This window comes from Mucilaginibacter pankratovii, assembly GCF_014773265.1.
GTDB lineage: Bacteria > Bacteroidota > Bacteroidia > Sphingobacteriales > Sphingobacteriaceae > Mucilaginibacter > Mucilaginibacter pankratovii.
This window is the reverse complement of sequence record NZ_JACWMY010000002.1, coordinates 186085-208106: the sequence shown is the minus strand read 5'-3', so window position 1 is coordinate 208106 and position 22022 is coordinate 186085. Positions and strand designations below refer to the sequence as shown.

The window sequence follows — 22022 nt, the reverse complement described above, 5'->3', positions numbered from 1 at the left end:
TGTTTGATAATGATGAGTAATGAGATTACAGAACTGCGTTTTCCCGTTGCCTTTTCTGCAGTTTTAATGATTGCTGGTAGTCGAATATCCAATCGGTCGCCAGCAATTTCCAGTTACGGTAAGGTGTTCCTTTCGGACTGCTCCATTGAGCCCGGTCAAAAAAACTGTAAAACAATTCGGCCTGAACGGTAAATCCTTTTTGATCGAAATAGATCTCAACCAGTTTCTTTTGTGGCGGCATTTCGGTGCCGAAACCTTTTTGACGAATCAATTCGGGTTTGGAAACGGCCCTGCGTTCGGCCAGAATCCGTTTCGCTTTTCGTTTAAACAACATTGCTTTGATTTAAGGCCGGCCTGCAAACAGGCAGGTCCGGCATGGGATAATATGCTATGCGCTTTTGTTGGCAGACATCATGAAGGTGATGTCCTCATAATCGTAGTAAATGGAACCGCCAATTTTGGTAAAAGGCAGGACACCGCTGTCTCGCAAAGATTGAAGGAAACCGTGCGAGATACCCAGCAGCTTTTTTACTTCGGCAGACTTCAACCATTTTTTGCCGGGCTGGCCGCTAAAACATTCTTTAACGATACGCTTAAATTCCTGCAGCATATCTTCTTTCAATACTACAAGATCGCTTTGGGTAACGATCTGGTCCCTTGTTGGGACGATACCGGACATTTTTGCCCGTTGTTGTGTTGCTTTATCCATAACATTCTGATTTATCGGGCATCAAAGTTGGGGTTTATCCAAATAGTTAAATCACAACCTGAAAACACGTTGTGTTATTTTTGTTTAAACGGTCCGCTCAGTCAATACCATTTCCATACTACAGATGGACTTAAAAAGGATAGCACGAAGTTTCAGGTGATTCAAGAAACCCTGTCGCGCCGGCTGGATACCGGCCGCTCAGTTTGTCAACTCAGTTATTTTCGGACAGGCTACGATCAAAGACCATATCGATCACCTGGTCAATTGCATTTAAAATATCCTCCCGTCCGCTATCTGTCGACAGATCTAGATCAGAAAACATTCCACCGTTATAGCGGGTGTGCAGGATCGTGTAATAAATGCCACCGACGATCAGCGCCGCAACTGCTCTGAAATTGATATCAGCGTTATTCAGATATGGGTCTGTCAATTCCAAAAATTGCTGTCCCATTGCTTCCCGGGTACGGTGGATACTCCGCATTAGTTCACTATCACTTGATAATTCCCAGAGAATGAGTTCCTGCATTTCTTTGTCGCGGTGGAAATAAAGGAACTGATTTTTCAGTACGTTGCTGATCAGACGTTTTGTGTCCTCAAGATCTTTAGGCACGGTAAGTTGCCGCATGTTCTCCGCAAATTGCATCCAGTAATCTGTTTCCACCACATAGGCTTCTACCAGGTTGTTAAAGCTTCTAAAATACCGGTAGATCAGTTTCTTATTTACCCCCGCTATTTTTGCTACTTTATTGACGCCTAAGCCGGCGTATCCGTCAGTGCGAAAAACTTCGGCGACGCCGTTGATAAGTTTACGCATGGTTTGCGCTTTATTTTTGACAGGTCGCTCGTTAAGTCCTTTATACATCGTTCCGGTAAAGTATGGTTTGCCATTCGCCTACATAGGCTGTTGGCCGCTGATGAAGTTAAGCGGATGCAGATCACAGCCTTTAGTTATTATACCAAACCGGCGAATCATTATAGCAAAAGCCATTTGACGTATACAAAACAGCTTTACATATGAATCCCGAGGGTTATTTCAGCTGCCAAACCTTATCCTTAGCCGGAAGACCGGCCATGCCGGATCTTAACCGGTAAACAACTCCAACGACATTTCGTATAATTTATAAGCGCTTTGATATAATATTTCCCGGGAGGGTTTTAGCATTGTTTATATTTGATCATACAATTATGTTCGATCAGGAAAATAAAACGGATGCTTATTCACGATTCAAGCGGGCAATAACGAGGTCGAGGGTATTCAGACACCTGTTTATTTTGTCGGTTATTGCTGTAGCTTTCTATTTAAGCAATGAAACCCCATTATACGTACAGTCATTTATTACTTATTATAAATTAGCCTACTGCTCTCTTTGCCTGGCGCTTTGCTATATCAATATGTACGTACTGGTGCCCAAACTGCTGTTTAACGGCAAGCCGACCATTTACAGATTTTCATTCTTCGCAATGATTGCAATAGCCTTTGTCGCTGTGTTGATCAGCCAACTGATATTTAAATCAATAGATCAGCGCCTTTACGACAAAACTATTTTTATTCCCCCGATCATCCCCAACGTATTTATCGCTTTCGTTTTTTTGGGGACCTCGACAGCGATCAAATTATTCCAGCAATGGATAAAGGACACCAAGCGCATCAACGAATTGACCAGTGCCGGGCTCCGATCTGAATTGGAGCAATTGAAAAATCAGATCAACCCGCATTTCCTGTTCAATATGCTTAATAATGCTAATGTGCTGATTCAAAAGGACCCTCAAAAAGCGTCCCAGGTATTGATGAAGTTAAGCGACCTGTTACGCTATCAGTTATATGACAGCAGCAGGGACAGAGTGTTGCTGGCCGGAGAAATCCAATTTTTAAATGATTCACTTGACCTGGAAAAAATCAGGCGGGATAATTTCGATTATACCGTCTCCAACCATGGAGATATTAATGGTGTGCAGGTGCCGCCCTTTCTGTTCATCACTTTTGTTGAGAACGCCATCAAACATAGTCTTTCCACAGAAAGCGCTTCTTTCATTGATATCAGATTTGATATTCATAATGACCGGGTTGATTTTTTTTGCATTAATTCATGTCCGCAAAAAAGATGTAAAAGCGAGGTTGGCGGATTAGGGTTGATCAATATTAAACGTCGACTTGAACTCTTGTACGCGGAACGTCACGAGTTGATCATTCGTGATGATGAGCATCACTATACTGTTAAACTAAATATTCAACTATGAACTGCATCGTTGTAGATGATGAGCCATTGGCCAGGGAAGCCATAATCAGCCTGATCCGGCAAATGCCCGAACTTGAATTAATTAAAGAATTCAGCAGCGCCGACGCCGCGGCCAGGTATCTGGACGCCGAACACGTTGACATCATTTTTCTTGATATCCAGATGCCCGGAACGGATGGCATTACTTTCGCGCAGAACATCCCGCAAAAGACGATGGTGATCTTCACTACAGCCTACAGCCAGTATGCACTTGAAAGTTATGAAATTGACGCATTGGATTATCTGATCAAACCGGTTAAGCCGGAACGTTTTCAACGAGCTGTTGCCAAAGCCATGTCTTATAAAAAATTACTGGAAACAGATACCTACGTTGTTGACATCAACGATATACAGGAAAACTTTTTTTTTATCCGGGCAGACCGGAAAGTTTTTAAGGTGCTTTTTAATGATATATTGTTTATCCAGGGGCTTAAGGATTATGTGGTGCTTTACACGACCGATCAAAAGGTCATTACAGCCATGAACATCAAAACAATACAGGCTAAGCTGCCACCTAATATCTTTATCCGGACCAGTAAATCCTATATTATCAATAAGCATAAGATTAGTTCATTTGATAATAATACTGTTTATATCGATCAGCACGAAATTCCTATCGGCAATACCTATCACGCCGCTTTTTTTGAGGATTTCGTAAACAAAAAACTATTTTCAAAATAACGAACGGTCAACGTTCAAACTTACGCCACTATATGAGCCCCTTTCTGAGCAATCAGAAAGGGGCTTCTTTTTTAAAGGGCAATCTGATCATTACCAATTTAGAATTAAGCGGCAGTATCATCCATTTCATCTAATTGACAGCCTGTTTGGTATAATATCAAAATTACGTCATGTCTCCAAGAGTAGTTTTGAGCATCAAACAAAATAAGATGTACAAGACAATCACCATTTTCCTATTACGAGTAAGCGGGTTTGACCTGCCTGCCTCGCAGGTTTTGTCGGCGGGTCTGCACTTCATGATAGACAACATTCTTTATTATTTCAGGATATCAGGCAATCCGTTCAGGCAAATACTACAACACACATTCACTATTAACTTTTATCCCATGAAGATCATTTTAACCCTGGTGCTGGCATTAGGCTTCACCCCGGCATTTGCCCAAACTGTTGACACGATAACCAAGGTCAAAGGCGAACCCATACAGGAAAAGTTTCCGAACAGAAGAAACTTCGAAGTTAAATACGAGCAATTCGCTCCGACAGATTACGCCCCGGATTTTAACGGTGAGCCCAAAGGCACGGGAAGAATAAGCAATCATTATCGTTTCAAGGCAGCGGTTACCGTTCCGGTATATACCAGCAGTCAGTGGGTGATCAATACCTCAGTAAAGTACAAATATGAAGCCTTTGAATTCGGTGATTTTATACCCCTGCCCGGAACTACGTCGGCCATAACACAGAATCCGCAGGAAAATTATCACCTGTTCACCGGTTCGTTAAGCGTCACGCGCTTTGGTTCCTTATTCGGTAAAAGAATGGCTTATAACGGTTTAATATTGGCCGATGCGACAGACCAGGATTTTGGCCGGGTAAAAGGTAATCTGTCAGCAACAATGATCCTGAAGCGAACTAAGGCAACCAGTTTTGCCCTCGGGATCTCCGCGATGATTGACCGTTCCGCGCCCATTCCGTTCATGCCCATCATTTCCTATCAGCACGCCTTTAATAACGATTGGGCGCTGGACGTATTCCTTCCGCAACGCCTGATGATTAGAAAAGGTGTCTTCAAAAACGGCAGGATATCCCTGGGGACAGAAATGGAAAATGAACTGCTGTATGTGAGAATAGACCCGGCGCAGAACGGAGCCCTGTACGATTACAGGCAGATGGAACTCAAATCGGGACTTACCTACGAGCATAATCTTGGCCATAACATCATTGCCACCTTTAAAGGCGGTATGACGAACTACATGAACGCAAGGGGTGTCATTAAAGGCCAGTCAAGCGACACCTATGAATTCAGGACACACCCTGATCCGGCGGGCTATTTCAGTATTGGCATCTCGTTCCATCCATTTGAGAAATAGACAAAAATTTAAATAAAACCCATAATCAAAACACCATGAAAAAGAGCACCAATCTGCTAATGTTAATGATCGTTATCGGTATAAGTAATATGGCCTTTAACGTGATCACTACCTGGAAGGTAAAAGAGGACGACTATTCTGTTAAAATATCCGGCAAAAAGATAGAAGGAACATTTACGGGCTTAAAAGCGACCTTGAATTTTGATCCCGCGCATTTGGAATCCAGCAATTTAACGGCTACGATCGATGCAGGAAGTTTAAGCACCGGTAACTTTCTGAAAACCAATCATGCACTTTCTGAAGAAGCGCTGGATGCTAAAAAATATCCTGTCATCAAATTTCAGTCTGAAGCTATTTCGAGAAAAGGAAACGCTTATGAAGCCAGCGGCAAACTGACCCTTAAAGGTATCACCAAGGAAATTCTCATTCCATTCACTTTTACGGGTAATAATGCAGAGGGCGCCTTTAAGGGCGATTTTAAATTCAACCCGCACGATTATAACATCAACCGCCATGGCACTCCTGAGGAAATACTGGTTACCCTGAACATTCCCGTAACGCGTTAATCATGAAATCGGCTATCTTTTTATTTATACTGGTATTGTTGCTGCGTGGCCCGTTTGTTTGGGCACAGCAAAAGATAACCTTTCATTCCCTGGATGAAGTTTATACTTATGCAGACAGCCACAGCACTACTTTCCGCAACGCCGGTCAGCAAACCACCCTGGCAAAATACCAGACGCTGGCGGCTAAACTGGGTCAATGGAACCTGCAGGGCAGAACGACGTTCACGCTAACGGATAATACCAAGCTCAATACGAGTTTTATCCCGGCTGAAGTATTTGGCGGGCCGGCGGGTACGTTCCAACCCGTGACTTTCGGGCAAAAATACCAGAGCAACGTCACCTTCGCTCCGCAAATTGACCTGATCAATCCATACGCAGCCGCATTGGTCAGGGCAAATAAAAACAACGAGCAATTAGTTGCCGTTAACAATCTTCTGGATAAAAAGGCTGTTTTTGAAAGTATTTCCGCGGCTTATCATAATATCCTTTCTTACCAGAGACAGATCGCTGTTACGGAGAAAAGCCTGGCGAATGCCGATACGCTAAGTATCATTTTAAATAACAGGCAGCAGGAAGGCCTCGCCAGGGGGCAGGATGTAAATAACGGAGAGGCAAACCGGCTGACGGTTAAAGACAAGTTACAGCAGCTGGAAATACAGCTTTCCCAGCAATACAATAGCCTGAAAGTATTAGCGGACATAGATTCTGCCGCGACCGTCGTTGTCATTCCGTCAGAGAAAGATATGCTATCCGGTCCGAACCTTAGCCTTTCGGCAAATGGCGATCTCCTCCAGCGGCAAAGCGAGTGGCAAACCAAATACCAGGAAGCCACACTCCGTGCTGACAAAAGATGGTATTTGCCTACGGTAAACCTTTTCAGCTCTTTCGGCTGGCAGCAAACCACCAACAATCATTTTTTTGATAGCAGCACTTGGTTCGGAACAAGTTTCGTTGGTTTAAGGTTAACCGTTCCGCTGCTGCCGGAGGCATCGAAGATCGCAACGGTCAAATATGACCGGGTCAACCTGCAGATCGCCAAAAACAACTGGCAGCACAATATGCTGCAGGACCGGATCAATAATAACCAGCTTGAACTGGATTATCAGAAAGCTTTCAAAAGCTACCGGCTTGCGGTGGACATAGAATCCCTCCGTAAAGATTCCTATTACAAAAACCTGGCGATTTACCGGGAAGGCCTGCTGTCGGCAACAGATCTTATTAACTCGTTTGACGACTGGCTTAACAGCGGCCTCAATACAGTGGCGCTCCGGGCGACGGCCGAATACGCAAAAAGTAAAATTATCATTAGTAATACGATCAAATGAAAAGAGAATATATAGGTATAGTGATCGCCGGCTTGGTGCTGTTCACTTCCTGCGGAAGTAAAAACCCGGAAACAAGGGCTATTCATAAAGACATCACCGAAATGGTGTTCGCCTCCGGGATGTTGCAGGCGGATGATCAGTATAATCTGACCGCACAAACCGATGGTTACCTGGTGAAAATGAATTTCAAAGAAGGTGATGACGTGCAGCAGGGTCAGTTGCTGGCCGTTATTGATAACAATCAAAACGTTATAAATGCACGGAGTGCCAGCAAATTGTATGCTATCGCACGCGAAAAAACCGATCCATCTGCGCCGGCACTTTTACAGATCAAAGCGAATATTCAAGCTGCGACGGCCAAGCTTCAGTTGGATCAGCAGCAGGCTGACCGTTATCAAAGACTTTTCGCAAATAACAGTGTTTCGAAATCAGAATATGAAAATGCCCAACTGACACTGACCAATTCGCAGGCCAGTTTAAACGCATTACAGGAGCAATACCAGGATCAGCAGCTGAGCGCCAGGCAACAGGAGGTTTCGCAACGTTATGCAAGTGATGTTAACCGGGTAGTCAAGCTACAGAATCAGCTCACCGCACTTCATACGGGCAGGATATACATCAGACAGAAGCAGTTGGGTGATTATGTCCGTCAGGGTGACGTGATCGCGGTCATCGGCAACCCGGAACTGATCTACGCCCGGCTTAATGTCGACGAAACCAATATGTCGAAACTGAAAACAGGTGATACGGTACTGGTCAAATTAAATACCAATAAGGACAAAGTTTACGCCGCTATTCTGAAGCAGATCCTTCCTGCCTTTGACGACACTACACGTTCCTTCATTGTAAAAGCCTATTTTTTGAAACGCCCTGAACTGGATATCACAGGTACCCAGTTAGAGGCAAATATTATAACCGGCACCAGGAAGAACGCATTGGTTATCCCGGCTGCTTATTTGAGTTACGGCAATAAAGTGACTTTAAAGGAAGGCAAAAAACAGATACCGGTTCGCCCGGGAATTATATCCACCGATTGGGTGGAAATTTTAAGTGGAATCAAGGAAGACGAAACGATCATTATCCCGCAGCATTAATTATGGCAAGGCAATTCAAACATAACATTGATACAGAGATATCGATCACCTATATCATCACCAGCAGAAAGCTGACTTTGGTCGCTGCCCTGGGCGTGACCATCGGCATAGCGATCTTTATATTTATGAACTGTATGACTGCTGGGTTCACCCGCAAGTCCAATACAATGATCTTCAATAATACCCCCCATATCAGGGTGTATAAAGATGACCAGATCAGTCAGCCGCTGATTAAAACCGTCAGCTCAAAGAAGCTGGACATGATCAGCAATCCTAAAGTGGTACCGGAAAGTGACCGGATCGTCGATCCGGATAAGATCGTAGCCTTACTGAAGGCACAGCCAGACGTCCAGATCGTCACGCCGCAAATAGCAGTGAGCGTCTTCTACAACAGCGGGCTTTCCCAGATCAACGGTAACGCGTCCGGTGTAGATATCATAGAAGCGGACAGGATGTTCAATATTAAACCGACGATGGTAGAGGGCCGGATGGAAGATCTGGCGATCCTGCCGAACGGCATCCTGCTGGGTGTCGGGATCGCCGCTAAAATGAACGTCAAAACAGGTGATAACATCAGCATCACTTCATCAAGGAACGTCAACCGGGTCATGAAGGTTGCTGGTTTGTTCAAGACGAATAATTCCATCACCGATAAAACCAAATCGTACATCAGCATACATTCCGCCCAGCAACTCATGCGGGAGGGTGCCAGCTATGTCACCGATATTGATGTCGACGTCACAGATTTTACAAAAGCCGCCGATTATTCTGCTCGTTTTTCTGCACTTACAGGCTATAAAGCCGAAGACTGGAAAGCGGCCAACAACACGCTGGTCAGTGCGGCCAATATGCGAAGCGTTCTGGTTACTGCCATATCCATGTCTATCCTGCTCGTGGCAGGCTTCGGAATCTACAACATCCTGAACATGACCATTAGTCAGAAGATCAATGATATCGCCATCCTTAAAGCCATGGGCTTCCAGGGCAGCGACGTGATCCGGATCTTTGTTTTGCAAGGGGCGCTCATCGGCCTGATGGGCATCATTGCCGGATTGGTCATGGCCGGCCTGCTTGTGTTCTTCACTTCAAAGATCTATGTCGGGGGCGACATCGGCTATTTCCCGATCGTATTTGACGGTTCCATTTTTGTCCGGGGCAGTTTATTCGGACTGGTCATCACCCTGCTGGCGGGTTATCTGCCCGCCAGGAAAGCCGCGAATGTTGACCCGGTATCCATTTTCAGAAAATAATTATGCAACAGGAGATCATTTTACAGGCGGACAGGATCGGGAAATACTTCTATGATCCTGAGAAATTCAAAGTATTAAACGATATCTCGTTTACAGTCAACAAAGGTGAATTTGTAACGCTGGTCGGCAAATCCGGCAGCGGGAAGTCCACATTGCTTTATATACTTTCCACGATGGATACGGACTACCAAGGCGGCCTGAGCATAGACGGCGACCTGGTCACCGGCAGAAAGCAAAATGCGCTGGCCGCACTTCGTAATGAGAAAATAGGGTTTGTATTTCAGTTCCATTACCTGCTCAACGAGTTCAGCTGCCTGAAAAACGTGATGATTCCGGCGCTGCGTTTAGGCAGGTACTCTAAGGAAGAAATAGAAGAGAGGGCATACCAAAAACTACGGATGCTGGGCCTGGAGGAACAGGCGCTTAAGCCAGCCTCTAAACTTTCCGGCGGCCAGCAGCAGCGTATCGCCATAGCGCGTGCGCTGATCAACGATCCGTTGATCATTATGGGTGACGAGCCTACCGGAAACCTGGATTCCAGGAATACGGACACGGTATTTGAAGCTTTCCAGGAACTGGCGCACGAATATGGCCAAACCATTATTGCCGTCACGCATGACAATGATTTTGCAGCTAAATCTGACCGGATCATCGAAATGATGGATGGTCATATTATCAGCCCGCAATAAAGAACAAATATTATGAAAATTTCGAGAACGATCACCCGCAGCTTTTTGTCCATTTGTTTCCTTACCGGATCATTAATTCCTATGATGGGAAACGTTGCCCTTGCACAGGTTACTACTGTGAACGGAACGGTGACCGACGGAAAAAGCGGTAAACCGATATCGTCAGTATCCGTCCTCTTTACCGGGACTAACTACGGTGTAACGACTGATGAGGAAGGCCATTTTACCATTGCCGCGAATGCTTCTTACCATAAGATCACGATTACGCATATGGGATACAGCAGCAGAACACTCGATATAAAACCCGCACAGGAGCAACAGGTCAATGTTGTTTTGCAGCAAAATAGCCAACAGCTTAATGAAGTTCGTGTGGTATCTGCTAAAAAGAAGAAATACAGCAATAAGAACAATCCCGCTGTGGAACTGATCAGGCAGGTGATCGCACATAAAAAGCAGAATCAGCCTGAAAGTTACAAACATATCGAATACAGGCAATATGAACGGATGGTTTTTTCGCTAAGCAATCTGTCAGACCAGTTCAAGAACCGGAGGATCTTTAAGAATTACCAGTTCCTTTTCCGTGAACAGGATTCGACGAATATCGGGGGGAAGAATTTACTGCCGATTTACATGGAAGAAAAGCTTTCGAACAATTTCTACCGGAAATCGCCATTTGCCAAAAAACAGGTGATCGAGGCCAGCAAGCAAGTAACGTATGACGAAAAGTTTGTAGATAACCAGGGATTGACGACCTACTTCAACCGGATGTATCAGGATATTAATATTTATGATAATAATATCTCGCTGCTGTCCAATCAACTGCTTAGCCCGATCTCGGATAATGCTCCAAACCTATATAAATTCTTTATCACCGACACGCTTAAAGAACAATCACCGCAATTGATCGAATTGAGTTTTACCCCGAGAAACACCAACAATATGCTGTTTGAAGGGAAGATCTATATCACGATGGACGGAAATTTTGCGGTGCAAAATGCCTTACTGACGGTCAACAAAAATATTAACCTGAATTTCGTTCGGGAAATGGAGGCCACACTTTCCTTCGAAAAGAACCCGGATGGCCGTTTCCACCTGAGCCAAAGTGACCTGAAGGTCGAGTTCGCCATTAATAAAGATAAAGGCGGCGGGGTTTTCGGCGAACGGGTGGTTACCTTAAAGAACTATAAGATCAATGCTCCCCGGCCGGATGAGATCTATAACGGGCCTGCGCTGGTAACCGCTCCGAACGCTGCTACCAAGGATGATGCATACTGGGTGAATAACCGTCCGGACACCCTGGACGCCAATACAGCGGGAATTTATAAAAACATTGACAGCCTGCAAACCATACCCTCGTTCCGGCGCACGATGGATATTGCCACTTTGGTCCTGGCAGGTTATAAAAGTTTCGGCTGGTTCGAAGTCGGGCCGGTCAATACTTTTTACAGTTTCAACCCGGTGGAAGGTTTCCGGCCACGCCTGGGCGGAAGGACGACCACAGCGCTGAGCAAGCGCTATTATTTCGAGACCTATGGTGCCTACGGTGTCAATGATGAAAAGTTTAAATACTTCCTGAGTACCACCTATTCCATCAATAACAAATCTATCTATTCATTCCCGCAGCATTATGTCCGGGCCAGTTTTCAGCACGATACCAAGATACCCGGACAGGAACTGCAATTCGTGCAGGAAAGCAGTCTGCTTCTTTCCTTTAAAAGGGGCAATAACGACCAGTGGTTGTATAACGACCTGTTCAAGCTGGATTACGTGCACGAGTATCAAAATCATTTTTCCTATGCCTTCGGCTTCAAAAAATGGGGCCAAAGCCCTGCGGGTGCGTTGCACTTTGACAACCTGTTGCCCGATGGAACACTAAACCCTGTGAACAGGATCAACACCACAGAACTTTCCCTTGAACTGCGGTACGCGCCAAAGGAAAAATTCTACCAGGGTAAGTTATACCGGACACCCATACCTGATAAGTATCCGATCTTTACGATGCGTTATAACCAGGGAGTTAAAGCACTGTTCGGCGGCGAATACAATTATCAGAATGTTACCGCCAATGTCACTAAGCGCTTTTACCTGTCCAATTATGGCTTTACGGATGTATCAGCGGAAGGCGGTTATCTCTTTGGAAAGGTGCCTTTCCCGTTATTGGATATCCACCGGGCTAACCAGAGTTACGCGTTCCAGCTGCAGTCGTTCAACCTGATGAATTTCCAGGAATTCGTAAGCGACCGTTATGCGAGCATCACGATGGACCATAATTTCAATGGCTATATTTTTAACAAGATCCCGCTGCTTAAAAAACTAAAACTGCGTGAGGTGGTGAATTTCAAGGCGCTTTGGGGCGGTATCCGCGCTGAAAACGATCCGCAGAATGATCCTTCCCTGTTACGTTTTCCTACAAATGCCGATGGTGTTCCAACCACTTACGCACTAACTAACGGGGCCTACATAGAGGGCAGTGTCGGCATCAGCAATATCTTTAAGATCCTGCGGGTGGATATGGTTAAACGGTTCACCTATCTCAGCAATCCGGATGCCCCGGAATGGGGAGCAAGGGTATTTATCAAGTTTGATTTCTAATGGAATAAAAAAACAAAGATCATGTGGAAAATTTATCGCCTGGTTAAGAAAATTATCCGAAGGATCACTCGGTTGCGCATCATGGTACAAGGCGATCAGTATGCAGTGCCTGATTGTTATCAATCAGCGTGCGAACTTGAAAAAATCCAAGTATGGTACGAAAACCATGAAGATCTTTGGAAACAAACGATCCGCGGGCGGATCATTGCAAGGGTACTTTATAAAGCGCATCGGGCGATCAGTGATGCGGAGGGCCTTTTAGGAAACCCGAAAGGCGACCAACCGCTGTGAATGACAATACCTCCCATTTTTATAAACTATTTTAATTAATAAGACGTGAAAATATTATTACTTGGCGCCACCGGTAAAACCGGAAAATTAGTCATACAGGAGGCCTTAAACAAAGGGCACGACATTGTCGCCATTGCCCGTGTACCCGGAAAATTAATAGATTACAAGGTGAAGATCATCCAGGGAACACCTTACGATTACGAAACTGTTGAAAAGGCAATCACAGGCTGTGATGCTGTCATCAATTTGCTGGATGTGTCCCGGAAGACAAGTAATCCATTTGCTAAGCTGATATCTCCTAAAGATATGATCTCCCGTTCAGCAGGTAATGCCATTAAGGCGATGGAAGCCCGGGGAATCACCAGGTTTATTGCGCTGAGTACTATCGGGGCGGGTGGCTCCTGGAAAAAGGCACCCCTGATTCTTAAATTTTTCGTTTCTATCAGTAATATGAGATACGCTTTCACGGATCTGGGAAGACAGGAGGAACTGCTCAAAAAGTCCTCTCTCGATTACACGATCTGCCGGGCACCGAAGCTAACTGATGAAAAAAAAGGAACGGGTTATCGCATCACCATTGGAGATATAAATCCCCTAACCAGCCGTTTGAGCAGACGTTTTGCTGCGGCCTGTTGTCTAACCTTAATAGAAAGTAAGGAACATATCCGGGAAATCATAAACGTAACAAACAGGTAACTATTCTTGTCCATTTACACATAGGTATCGTTTATTACCTGTGATATGAATGTCCGCAATCCTTTAATAAGCTTTTCAAGAATAAGATTCAAATTACCCCTTGCGTTCTATCGTCTTTTAATTGAAAGAAGCTTTAGTGATACCATGAAGCTTTAACCACAACAGCATTTTTTCTTATACAATACAGGCTCCCGTTCCATTTGGGTGCCTGCAAAACGGGCCTACGCACACCTATCTCATCAGTTTTACCGGTACAGGTTCCGAACGAGCTAATTGTTGATCCATTATTAAATAGGTCAAAAAGCATATTTGCTATAATTTATAATGGCTTTCGTCGAAATATTAAAGGCGGTGTCTTTGCCAAACCTACTTTAGATTAAGCAGATACCAAATTTAATATCATGAAATTATTGATCCTATTCTTCGTGTTTCAACTATCAGCTGTTGAATGGCTGGGTAACATTGACCTTGCCAAAGCCGAAGCGCAAAAGTCCCATAAATTGATTCTGGTTAATTTTGCCGGTTCCGACTGGTGCATACCCTGTATCAGGCTTCGCAAGGAGATACTGGAGTCGGAAAAATTCACTTCCTATGCGCAGGATCACCTGATCCTGCTTCGTGCCGATTTCCCAAGGCAAAAAAAGAACCAACTGAAAAAAGAACAGGCCGCATTAAACGAGGCACTGGCAGATAAATACAACACAGCCGGAACTTTTCCGCTGACGTTGCTTATCGACGCTGACGGAAAGATTTTAAAAAGATGGGAAGGCTTTCCCGATATCACACCGGAACAGTTCGTCGCTCAGATCGTAGCGGTCAGCGAGGCTCAAAATAAATAAACACTAATCGATACATCATGAAAAAACTTATCATCAACGTCACGGCCGGCTGTATGCTGGCATTTTCCTGTGCTTCCTGCGTCAATGTCAAAGAGTATCAGAAAAGCCGGATCAATGATTCGGAAATGGCATTAAGCAACCGGAGAATAGAAAAAAATGAACTGAATTTTCAATCCTACCGCGAAGCCGGGTCTGGAGCAAATGCCGGAAAGACCGGTGGAGGCTGCGGCTGTAATTAACAAAATTAATTAAAAGCAGAAAGATGAAAAAAATCTATTTAACCGCTCTCGGTTTTGCTATGCTTTGCCGGCCGGATGCCTTTGCCCAAACCGGCAAGGACAACTTTAATTATAAAACGCCGTACACCATCGGCAGCTCACCAAAACCGGACACTTCGCATTTCAATCCCCGAAAGTTTCATTTGGATGAGATCAATTTTGTATCCAGTTATTACAGTCAAACCGGGATTCACTCTCCGGTCACCGGAGGTATCGGAAGCCAGGAAGTGACCGACGTCCTGGGTGGCATTACCTTAAATTTTGTCCGCACAAATCGAAATGATAATAAAAATACACTTACGCTTGGCCTGGGCATTGACTACCATTCTTCCGCATCACAGGCCTTTGTTTCGACAACCGGCGCGTCACGAAGGACCGGGAGAAGGATCTACCCATCCATTGACTGGTCAGTAGAAAGCAAAAAGACCGGTAATGTTTTTGGCGTTGGTGCATACCTGTCCAACGAATATAATTATAAGTCTGTCGGCGGCGATGTGCATTACGCGCTCAAAACAGATAACCGGAATGGCGAGTTCACTGTAAAATTACAGGGCTATTTTGACCGTGTAACCCTCATTTATCCGTCGGAATTTGTCCCGCCCGAAACGGTGCCATCGGAAGGCAGTGTGCCCGGTGCTTTTGGCCATGCGGATAACTTCGGGACATCTCCGCGGCGAACGTTTACCGCTTCCTTCGGCTATAGCCAGGTGATTAACAGCCGCCTGCAGATAGCTTTGCTTGCAGATCTTGTGCGACAGAATGGCCTGTTGAGCCTGCCTTTCCACCGCGTTTATTTATCCAATGGACAGGTCGCCATGGAGAAATTGCCTTCCTCCAGGTTTAAGATACCGATAGGTTTCCGGGCAAACTATTTTGCAGGCGATAATATCATTATCCGTTCCTATTATCGCTATTTTTCGGATAACTGGGGAACGAGGGCAAACACCGCTAACCTGGAGGTGGTCTATAAATTCTCGCCATTTTTTTCCATTTCACCGTTTTACCGGTATTATACACAAAATGGTTCAAAGTATTTCGCTCCGTATGCCGCGGCAAATCCTTCTCAGGAATTTTATACCAGTAACTATGATTATGCCAAGCTGAACAGCCACTTTTTGGGTGCCGGTTTCCGGATAGCCCCGCCTAATGGTGTACTTGGCTGGAAGGGCTTACATGACATGGAAATAAGATATGGCCACTATTCCCAGAATACGGACCTGGTATCAGATGTGTTCTCTATCAATCTTGGATTTAAATAAAATATCATGGCCTGTTATCAAACCTTTAAGCAAGCCCTGAAACTGATGGGTAACCGATTTGAGCTCAGCGTCGTTGGCGACGACGAAAAATGGGCCCACGAAAAAATAAATTCGGGCGTAGAGGAGATCAGGCGGATCGAAACACTGCTGACTACTTTCAGCGATGACAGTGAGACCAACCGGGTGAATAATGCGGCAGGTGTCCGGCCCGTAGAGGTAAGCCGTGAAACCTTCGAGCTCGTCAAACGCTCGATCAGGATATCCCATCTGACCCAGGGCGCTTTTGATATCACCTATGGCTCGATAGATAAGCGATTATGGAATTTCGATCAGAACATGACTTCCCTGCCTGATGAGGCTACCGCCAAAAAGATGGTGCGCCTCATCAATTACAGGAATATTGTGCTGGACGAAGATAACTGTACGATCTTTCTTAAAGAGCCGGGTATGCGCATGGGGTTTGGCGGTATCGGAAAAGGATACGCAGCAGAACGCGCCAAGCAGGTCATGATCGGACAAGGTGTTACCAGTGGCGTTGTAAATGCATCGGGCGACCTCACAGCCTGGGGCCTGCAGCCTGACGGCAGAAAATGGACCATAGGTGTTGTCAACCCGGATTTTTCGGACCAGGTCTTTTCCTACCTGGATATTTCGGGCCTGGCCGTTGCCACATCGGGCAACTATGAGAAGTTTATTACCATTGGCGGCAAAAAATACTCACACACCATTAACCCCCGCACCGGCTTGCCGGTGACGGGGATTAAAAGTGTGACGATCATTACGGCAAATGCAGAACTGGCGGATGCCATGGCAACACCGGTCACGATCATGGGCGTCTACGCGGGTTTGGATATGGTCAACCAGATGAAAGATATTGCGGCGATCATTATCGACGATGATGATTTTATTTATACCTCCAATAATATTCGTATCAGTAAGCCCTTATAGCTGGTTTTTAGTACCTGAGGGCATTTCCGCCATCACCGGGAAAGCCCGCAGGCTAAGATTTCAGATCAAATAATCACTATCTCATGATATGAACGAATGCTGGAGCTCGCTTTTTATTTTACTTTAGAGGCCTGGGTAATTATGGGCATTGCACTATATGTACAGCACCGTAAAGACAGCAGGAACAGCCGCCGCGGCCCTACCAAATAAACACGCCGGAATTACCCAATGGCGGGATCGGGTCATTCTGCCGGACAGGATTAATTCTGTTGACTACCATTTGTGAGTCAATCCCATAATTGTTTCTCATTTGTTTAGCAGCCTGCGCTGCATTTTTTCTTCAATCTTGAACAGGTAATTTGTGCCTGCTTTACCCTGACCGGTCTGGAAGATCTGATCGGAAGCAGGACTTTATTTTTTATGGATCAGGATTTTGATTTTACTTCCCGATTTTACAGCGCTTTATTTCTGCATTTACATAACAACGTAAGCCAGATGTTTAACTGCAGGAGCATAATCCCTGCGATAAGATTTACAAAATTGCCGGTCAGCAGACTCAGCAGGATTAAAATACTGAGTACAATGACCAACAGCGCATTGACCTTACGAACATAACTGTTGGAAAGCAGCGGCAACGCCGCACAAAACATCACCAGTCCGGCAACATGCATGACGTAACCGCTCGTCGTTATTCCCGGACGGCAAAAAACAGTAAAACTCTCTGCGAGGCTTCGTTTTGAATCTACTTGCAAAACAAGTATGGCGGTGGCCATCAATAAGGTTCCCGACACCAGTCTTAACGCGGTGTATTTGTGCAAATTATAGGTAAATAATTTATCCATATCGATTATGACACGAAGATATTTCGATAATGGATCGATGGCTGTTTTTTTATACGAAACCCTTTTTAATTTATACCAACTTGATAAAAACACACCGCTCCGTGTCACGGGCTGATATCACCTAATTAATTATTTGAATACTAGAACTGTAGGGTAATTTCGATACGATTTTGTATGGAAAAAACGGGCTTTGCTATAGTTCTTAATGGGTTTGGTATAATACCCGGGCTACGGGTTGCTTTCCCGGTTAATTTAGGGTTAACACCTTAAACATAAATCGATTGACCATGAATTGTATCATTGTTGCGGAAAACGTCGGGGATAAAAGATCCCTTGAGTATTTGATCGTGGACAGACCGGGCTTTACGCTGCTGCAGGTCCTTAACAGTATGAAAGAGGCGATCGTTTATATGCAGGATATTATCGTGGACCTGCTTATCCTGGACAAGAACACCCTTGGACCAGATGACCTGGAAATGAAAAAATCCATTCCTCCCGGTACACTCATTATTTGCACCGGTACGCTGAACAGTTATTGCGAACATGCCAGGTTAAAAAAATTACTGTCCTTTCCGGCCAAATTTCAGCGGATGTTTTACCAAAAGTGTTCGACCCAGGATTCAGCCGTAGCGAGTGTTGACGAAAGTGAGGGTTTATTAATGATCGACCTGGCAGGTGAAGACTTTTTTTATGCCAGGAAGAATAATACCCATGAAAAGATCTTTTTTAAAGACATCACCTATATCGAAGCTTCGGAAAATCTGGCCGTCCTCCACCTGGAAGAGCAGCGACTGATCACGAATCTTAGCATCAACAGCATCCAAACGTTCCTTCCTTCCAAGTTTCAGCGCATAAATTTATCTCTGATCGTGAATATCGATCATACGATCCTGTTCGATCATCAAACGCTATTCGTCGGCAATGAAAAGATCAGGATAAAAGGCACAGCATCCCCGGTATGCGAACCATCGACGGCCGGGATTCCGGTTTGTAAGAGCAGTGGCCGGGCATGTCAAAACCTGTCATGCCCGGCCAATCGGATCAGTGCCTGATGGCCAGCCCATTTACTGATTTTAAAAATCCGCTATGCTTTTTCTGGTCAAAACCCTTCTTTGCTATAATTCTAAACTGCTTTGGTATAATATCCCCCCGGCATTTTATCGCTTCAAATAGTTTTGGGAAACATTATTTATCACACGATGCGCAAATTAATACCATTATTCATTTTCCTTTTGTCTGTGCTTGGGGCGCAGGCCCAAAAAAGGGTCACGATCAGCGGCACGATCACTGCCGGTGCCAAAGCCGAAGGCGTAGAGTCTGCCACAATTTTAGTGGGAAATACAGGAGCCGTTTCTAATCGGAATGGTTATTATTCCATCAGTTTGCCAAAAGGGAACTATCAAATACGTTTCAGTGCGGTCGGCCTCCAGGCCACATCCGTACAGGTTTCCTTAAAAGCAGATACGGTCATCAACATTGCCCTCCAGGCGGACGACAAGTCGTTGGACGAGGTCACCATATTTGCCAATTCAAACAGGCGCAGCCTGGAAAGCCCCCAGATGGGGGTAGAAAAGCTATCGGTCAAGCAAATGAACAAGATACCTGTCTTTATGGGGGAACGCGATGTTCTAAAGACGATCCAATTACTTCCTGGTATCAAATCTGCGGGCGACGGCAACAGCGGACTTTATGTTCGCGGCGGTGCGGCAGATCAGAACCTGATCCTGCTGGACGATGCACCGATCTATAATGCCTCCCATGTGTTCGGTTTTTTCTCCACCTTTAATTCCGATGCGATCAAGGACCTTGCCGTGTACAAAGGAGGAATGCCGGCACAATACGGAGGCAGGCTGTCATCTGTGATCGATGTAAAGATGAACGATGGCGATAACCGGGACTTTCACGTTGCGGGCGGTATCGGGCTGATCTCATCCAGGCTGAATGTGGAGGGTCCGCTCCAGAAAGGCAGATCGTCTTTCCTGGTTTCCGGAAGGCGTACCTATGTCGATGCTTTCCTGCGTTTATCGGGAGATTCGAGTATCAACCGCAATACCATCTATTTTTATGATATCAATGCCAAGATCACCTATGACCTGGGCAAAAAAGACAAGCTTTATTTCTCCCTGTACAACGGTTCCGACAGGCTGGGGATCACCAACAACTTTATCGTCAACTGGGGCAATACGGCATCCACACTGCGCTGGAGCCATAATTACAGCAACAGGCTTTTTGCGAATACCTCGCTGATCTATAGCAATTATGACTACAATATTCAGGTGCAGCAGGGCGTGAACGATGTTAACCTGTTCTCACAGATCCGCGACTTCAATATCAAGCATGAATTGCAATGGTACCTTTATCCTGACCATGAGCTGCGTATCGGCGTCAACGCGATTCATCATACGGTTAGGCCGGGTGAGGTAACAGCTTCGGATCGGTCCAGTTATAACAACACCATCCTGCAAAGGAGATATTCCTGGGAAAATGCCGCTTATATCTCCGATAACTGGAAGATATCGAATAAGCTGAACCTGAATTACGGTGCGCGGTTAACCGCCTTTAGTATCCTGGGTGCGGGAGATTTCTTTAACATCAATTCTGCCGGACAGGTAATTGATACGCTCAGTTACAGCGGGGGGCAGGTTGTGAAAACTTACCTGAACCTTGAGCCTCGGCTGGCCGCAAGTTACCAACTGAACAGCCAGTCCTCGGTAAAGCTGTCTTATGCCCGTAACGTGCAAAACCTGCACCTGATCTCCAATTCGACTACGGCGACTCCAACCGATAAGTGGATAGCCAGTACCAATATTGTAAAGCCGGAAATTGCTGATCAGTTCTCGCTGGGATATTACCGCGACCTTTCCGCGGGAAAGTATGAACTGACCCTGGAAACCTATTATAAAAACATGCAGAACCAGATCGATTACCGGGATGGTGCCGATGTGCTGAACGGGCAGAATAACATCGAATCGCAGTTGCTTTTTGGTAAGGGACGCGCTTATGGCCTGGAGATGCAACTCAAAAAGCAGACCGGGCCAATAACAGGCTGGATCAGTTATACGCTTTCCAAAACGGAGAAGCAGATCAACGGAATCAATAATAACCAATGGTATGATGCCCGGCAGGACCGGACACACGAGATCGCCGTGGTTGGCATGTACCAGATCTCGCCGAAGTGGCAGCTGTCTGCCAGTTGGACCTACTATACGGGTAATGCCGTTTCTTTCCCAAGCGGAAAATACACGGTGAACGACCGGGTCTACTTTTATTACACAGAACGAAACGGCTACCGCATGCCGGCCTATCATCGCCTGGATATCGGTGCAACCAAGAAGCTGAAGCAAACGAAAAAGTACTCTTCGGAACTGACCCTGAGTCTTTATAACGCTTACGGCCGGGAAAATCCATACACGATAGAGTTCGAAACTGCGGACAATGACCCGAACAGGACGGTTGTAAACCAAACGACCCTGTTCCGTTTTGTACCTTCTGTTGCCTATAACTTCAAATTTTAAGACTATGAAAAGATACATTTATATAGCAGTTGTACTGATTGGGGGCTTATTCAGCGCCTGTGAGAAAGAGATCCAGCTTGATCTGAACTCCGCGAACACCAAATATGTTATCGAAGGCATGGTGACCGACCAGCCGGGGCCGGCGATTGTGACGATCACACAAACCAAAAACTTTGATGCGGATAATAACTTTCCCGGGATAAGCGGGGCGGTGGTTACCATAAGTGACAATAACGGGCCCGAAACAACCCTGAATGAAACAACAGCCGGCCGGTATGAAAGTACGGTCGTTACCGGAGTACCGGGTCATTCTTATGCCTTAAAAGTTGTCGTTGGCGGCGAAACATTTACAGCAGTTTCAACCATACCGGCTATTGTAAAGTTCGATAGCTTATATGTTTCCAATGAAGTACTGATGGGCGATGACCGCAGAGTGGCGAATGTGATGTATAAAGACCCGCCTGAAAGAGGTAATTCCTTTCACTATATCCAGTTTGTTAATGGCAGGCGTACCCGCTCCCTTTTTGCAGAGAACGATAACCTGACAAACGGCCGAAATGTCACCACCCAGCTAAGGGTCTATGGCGACGAAGGCGAAGAAAATCCAATCGTGACGGGGGATTCCATCAGGGTGGAGATGCAGGGCATCAACCCGGGCGTGTTCCTGTACTGGTTCAGTCTTCAATCCGCTTCTGGTCGCAGCAACGATGGTGCACCTGCAAACCCGGTTACCAATATTCAGGGCGGGGCGCTCGGTTATTTCAGCGCGCATAATGTTCAGGTTAAAACGGTAGCAGTACCATAA

Annotated in this window: 22 protein-coding genes; 18 read left to right on the top strand and 4 right to left on the bottom strand. The window is 45.5% G+C overall.

The window, feature by feature from the left end; all coding sequences use genetic code 11:
• Positions 1–25 precede the first annotated feature (25 nt).
• The 3 genes from IDJ77_RS03875 to IDJ77_RS03865 all read right to left on the bottom strand — a co-directional run bounded on the left by IDJ77_RS03875 (position 26) and on the right by IDJ77_RS03865 (position 1571).
• Complete coding sequence (locus IDJ77_RS03875) at positions 26–334, bottom strand: hypothetical protein (RefSeq protein WP_191187614.1); 309 nt, start codon at positions 332–334, stop codon at positions 26–28.
• A gap of 54 nt (positions 335–388) precedes the next feature.
• On the bottom strand, positions 389–709 hold the full coding sequence (locus IDJ77_RS03870; protein ID WP_224750955.1) for a helix-turn-helix domain-containing protein: 321 nt from the start codon (positions 707–709) through the stop codon (positions 389–391).
• A gap of 211 nt (positions 710–920) precedes the next feature.
• On the bottom strand, positions 921–1571 hold the full coding sequence (locus IDJ77_RS03865; protein ID WP_191187613.1) for a TetR/AcrR family transcriptional regulator: 651 nt from the start codon (positions 1569–1571) through the stop codon (positions 921–923).
• 323 nt (positions 1572–1894) lie between these two features.
• Here IDJ77_RS03865 and IDJ77_RS03860 point away from each other — a divergent pair, with 323 nt between their 5' ends.
• The 15 genes from IDJ77_RS03860 (at position 1895) to IDJ77_RS03790 (ending at position 16860) form a co-directional block, all read left to right on the top strand.
• A complete protein-coding gene (locus tag IDJ77_RS03860; protein ID WP_191187612.1) occupies positions 1895–2947 on the top strand; it encodes a sensor histidine kinase in 1053 nt (350 codons plus the stop codon).
• The gene (locus IDJ77_RS03855) at positions 2944–3666 is read left to right on the top strand and encodes a LytR/AlgR family response regulator transcription factor (protein ID WP_191187611.1); all 723 of its coding nucleotides are present in this window, start codon (positions 2944–2946) and stop codon (positions 3664–3666) included. The genes IDJ77_RS03860 and IDJ77_RS03855 overlap by 4 nt, the downstream gene beginning before the upstream one ends.
• Before the next feature lie 209 nt (positions 3667–3875).
• Entirely contained in the window at positions 3876–5033 is a 1158-nt protein-coding gene (locus IDJ77_RS03850; protein ID WP_191187610.1) for a DUF6268 family outer membrane beta-barrel protein, read from the top strand.
• A gap of 35 nt (positions 5034–5068) precedes the next feature.
• Positions 5069–5599 carry a YceI family protein gene (locus tag IDJ77_RS03845; protein ID WP_191187609.1) on the top strand — a complete coding sequence of 177 codons (531 nt, stop codon included), beginning with the start codon at positions 5069–5071 and terminating at the stop codon, positions 5597–5599.
• A gap of 2 nt (positions 5600–5601) precedes the next feature.
• Positions 5602–6924, top strand: coding sequence for a TolC family protein (locus tag IDJ77_RS03840; RefSeq protein WP_191187608.1), 1323 nt, complete (start codon positions 5602–5604; stop codon positions 6922–6924).
• Positions 6921–8018, top strand: coding sequence for an efflux RND transporter periplasmic adaptor subunit (locus IDJ77_RS03835; protein ID WP_191187607.1), 1098 nt, complete (start codon positions 6921–6923; stop codon positions 8016–8018). The genes IDJ77_RS03840 and IDJ77_RS03835 overlap by 4 nt, the downstream gene beginning before the upstream one ends.
• Positions 8019–8020: 2 nt before the next feature.
• Entirely contained in the window at positions 8021–9268 is a 1248-nt protein-coding gene (locus tag IDJ77_RS03830; RefSeq protein ID WP_191187606.1) for an ABC transporter permease, read from the top strand.
• A 2-nt stretch (positions 9269–9270) separates the two neighbouring features.
• On the top strand, positions 9271–9957 hold the full coding sequence (locus IDJ77_RS03825) for an ABC transporter ATP-binding protein (RefSeq protein WP_191187605.1): 687 nt from the start codon (positions 9271–9273) through the stop codon (positions 9955–9957).
• Between the two features lie 12 nt (positions 9958–9969).
• Positions 9970–12549 carry a DUF5686 and carboxypeptidase-like regulatory domain-containing protein gene (locus IDJ77_RS03820; RefSeq protein WP_224750954.1) on the top strand — a complete coding sequence of 860 codons (2580 nt, stop codon included), beginning with the start codon at positions 9970–9972 and terminating at the stop codon, positions 12547–12549.
• Between the two features lie 21 nt (positions 12550–12570).
• Positions 12571–12840: a hypothetical protein gene (locus IDJ77_RS03815; RefSeq protein WP_191187604.1), complete on the top strand. Its 270-nt coding sequence runs from the start codon at positions 12571–12573 to the stop codon at positions 12838–12840.
• A gap of 45 nt (positions 12841–12885) precedes the next feature.
• Positions 12886–13536, top strand: coding sequence for an NAD(P)-dependent oxidoreductase (locus IDJ77_RS03810; protein ID WP_191187603.1), 651 nt, complete (start codon positions 12886–12888; stop codon positions 13534–13536).
• A gap of 401 nt (positions 13537–13937) precedes the next feature.
• Positions 13938–14375 carry a thioredoxin family protein gene (locus IDJ77_RS03805; protein WP_191187602.1) on the top strand — a complete coding sequence of 146 codons (438 nt, stop codon included), beginning with the start codon at positions 13938–13940 and terminating at the stop codon, positions 14373–14375.
• Between the two features lie 17 nt (positions 14376–14392).
• The gene (locus IDJ77_RS03800; protein WP_191187601.1) at positions 14393–14614 is read left to right on the top strand and encodes a DUF4266 domain-containing protein; all 222 of its coding nucleotides are present in this window, start codon (positions 14393–14395) and stop codon (positions 14612–14614) included.
• A 23-nt stretch (positions 14615–14637) separates the two neighbouring features.
• Positions 14638–15912: a DUF3570 domain-containing protein gene (locus IDJ77_RS03795; protein WP_191187600.1), complete on the top strand. Its 1275-nt coding sequence runs from the start codon at positions 14638–14640 to the stop codon at positions 15910–15912.
• 6 nt (positions 15913–15918) lie between these two features.
• Positions 15919–16860 carry an FAD:protein FMN transferase gene (locus IDJ77_RS03790; protein WP_191187599.1) on the top strand — a complete coding sequence of 314 codons (942 nt, stop codon included), beginning with the start codon at positions 15919–15921 and terminating at the stop codon, positions 16858–16860.
• 452 nt (positions 16861–17312) lie between these two features.
• On the opposite strand, the gene IDJ77_RS03785 is transcribed toward IDJ77_RS03790, so the two are convergent.
• Positions 17313–17702, bottom strand: coding sequence for a hypothetical protein (locus IDJ77_RS03785; RefSeq protein ID WP_191187598.1), 390 nt, complete (start codon positions 17700–17702; stop codon positions 17313–17315).
• 389 nt (positions 17703–18091) lie between these two features.
• Here IDJ77_RS03785 and IDJ77_RS03780 point away from each other — a divergent pair, with 389 nt between their 5' ends.
• The 3 genes from IDJ77_RS03780 to IDJ77_RS03770 all read left to right on the top strand — a co-directional run bounded on the left by IDJ77_RS03780 (position 18092) and on the right by IDJ77_RS03770 (position 22022).
• Positions 18092–18754 carry a LytTR family DNA-binding domain-containing protein gene (locus IDJ77_RS03780; RefSeq protein ID WP_191187597.1) on the top strand — a complete coding sequence of 221 codons (663 nt, stop codon included), beginning with the start codon at positions 18092–18094 and terminating at the stop codon, positions 18752–18754.
• Between the two features lie 147 nt (positions 18755–18901).
• The gene (locus IDJ77_RS03775; RefSeq protein ID WP_191187596.1) at positions 18902–21217 is read left to right on the top strand and encodes a TonB-dependent receptor; all 2316 of its coding nucleotides are present in this window, start codon (positions 18902–18904) and stop codon (positions 21215–21217) included.
• A 4-nt stretch (positions 21218–21221) separates the two neighbouring features.
• Positions 21222–22022: a DUF4249 domain-containing protein gene (locus tag IDJ77_RS03770; protein WP_191187595.1), complete on the top strand. Its 801-nt coding sequence runs from the start codon at positions 21222–21224 to the stop codon at positions 22020–22022.

Excerpts from the sequence above, each read along its gene's own strand:
- IDJ77_RS03875 (WP_191187614.1), bottom strand. The coding sequence starts at position 334 with ATGTTGTTTAAACGAAAAGCGAAACGGATTCTGGCCGAACGCAGGGCC.
- IDJ77_RS03870 (WP_224750955.1), bottom strand. The coding sequence starts at position 709 with ATGGATAAAGCAACACAACAACGGGCAAAAATGTCCGGTATCGTCCCA.
- IDJ77_RS03865 (WP_191187613.1), bottom strand. The coding sequence starts at position 1,571 with ATGTATAAAGGACTTAACGAGCGACCTGTCAAAAATAAAGCGCAAACC.
- IDJ77_RS03860 (WP_191187612.1), top strand. The coding sequence starts at position 1,895 with ATGTTCGATCAGGAAAATAAAACGGATGCTTATTCACGATTCAAGCGG.
- IDJ77_RS03855 (WP_191187611.1), top strand. The coding sequence starts at position 2,944 with ATGAACTGCATCGTTGTAGATGATGAGCCATTGGCCAGGGAAGCCATA.
- IDJ77_RS03850 (WP_191187610.1), top strand. The coding sequence starts at position 3,876 with ATGTACAAGACAATCACCATTTTCCTATTACGAGTAAGCGGGTTTGAC.
- IDJ77_RS03845 (WP_191187609.1), top strand. The coding sequence starts at position 5,069 with ATGAAAAAGAGCACCAATCTGCTAATGTTAATGATCGTTATCGGTATA.
- IDJ77_RS03840 (WP_191187608.1), top strand. The coding sequence starts at position 5,602 with ATGAAATCGGCTATCTTTTTATTTATACTGGTATTGTTGCTGCGTGGC.
- IDJ77_RS03835 (WP_191187607.1), top strand. The coding sequence starts at position 6,921 with ATGAAAAGAGAATATATAGGTATAGTGATCGCCGGCTTGGTGCTGTTC.
- IDJ77_RS03830 (WP_191187606.1), top strand. The coding sequence starts at position 8,021 with ATGGCAAGGCAATTCAAACATAACATTGATACAGAGATATCGATCACC.
- IDJ77_RS03825 (WP_191187605.1), top strand. The coding sequence starts at position 9,271 with ATGCAACAGGAGATCATTTTACAGGCGGACAGGATCGGGAAATACTTC.
- IDJ77_RS03820 (WP_224750954.1), top strand. The coding sequence starts at position 9,970 with ATGAAAATTTCGAGAACGATCACCCGCAGCTTTTTGTCCATTTGTTTC.
- IDJ77_RS03815 (WP_191187604.1), top strand. The coding sequence starts at position 12,571 with ATGTGGAAAATTTATCGCCTGGTTAAGAAAATTATCCGAAGGATCACT.
- IDJ77_RS03805 (WP_191187602.1), top strand. The coding sequence starts at position 13,938 with ATGAAATTATTGATCCTATTCTTCGTGTTTCAACTATCAGCTGTTGAA.
- IDJ77_RS03800 (WP_191187601.1), top strand. The coding sequence starts at position 14,393 with ATGAAAAAACTTATCATCAACGTCACGGCCGGCTGTATGCTGGCATTT.
- IDJ77_RS03795 (WP_191187600.1), top strand. The coding sequence starts at position 14,638 with ATGAAAAAAATCTATTTAACCGCTCTCGGTTTTGCTATGCTTTGCCGG.
- IDJ77_RS03790 (WP_191187599.1), top strand. The coding sequence starts at position 15,919 with ATGGCCTGTTATCAAACCTTTAAGCAAGCCCTGAAACTGATGGGTAAC.
- IDJ77_RS03785 (WP_191187598.1), bottom strand. The coding sequence starts at position 17,702 with ATGGATAAATTATTTACCTATAATTTGCACAAATACACCGCGTTAAGA.
- IDJ77_RS03780 (WP_191187597.1), top strand. The coding sequence starts at position 18,092 with ATGAAAGAGGCGATCGTTTATATGCAGGATATTATCGTGGACCTGCTT.
- IDJ77_RS03775 (WP_191187596.1), top strand. The coding sequence starts at position 18,902 with ATGCGCAAATTAATACCATTATTCATTTTCCTTTTGTCTGTGCTTGGG.
- IDJ77_RS03770 (WP_191187595.1), top strand. The coding sequence starts at position 21,222 with ATGAAAAGATACATTTATATAGCAGTTGTACTGATTGGGGGCTTATTC.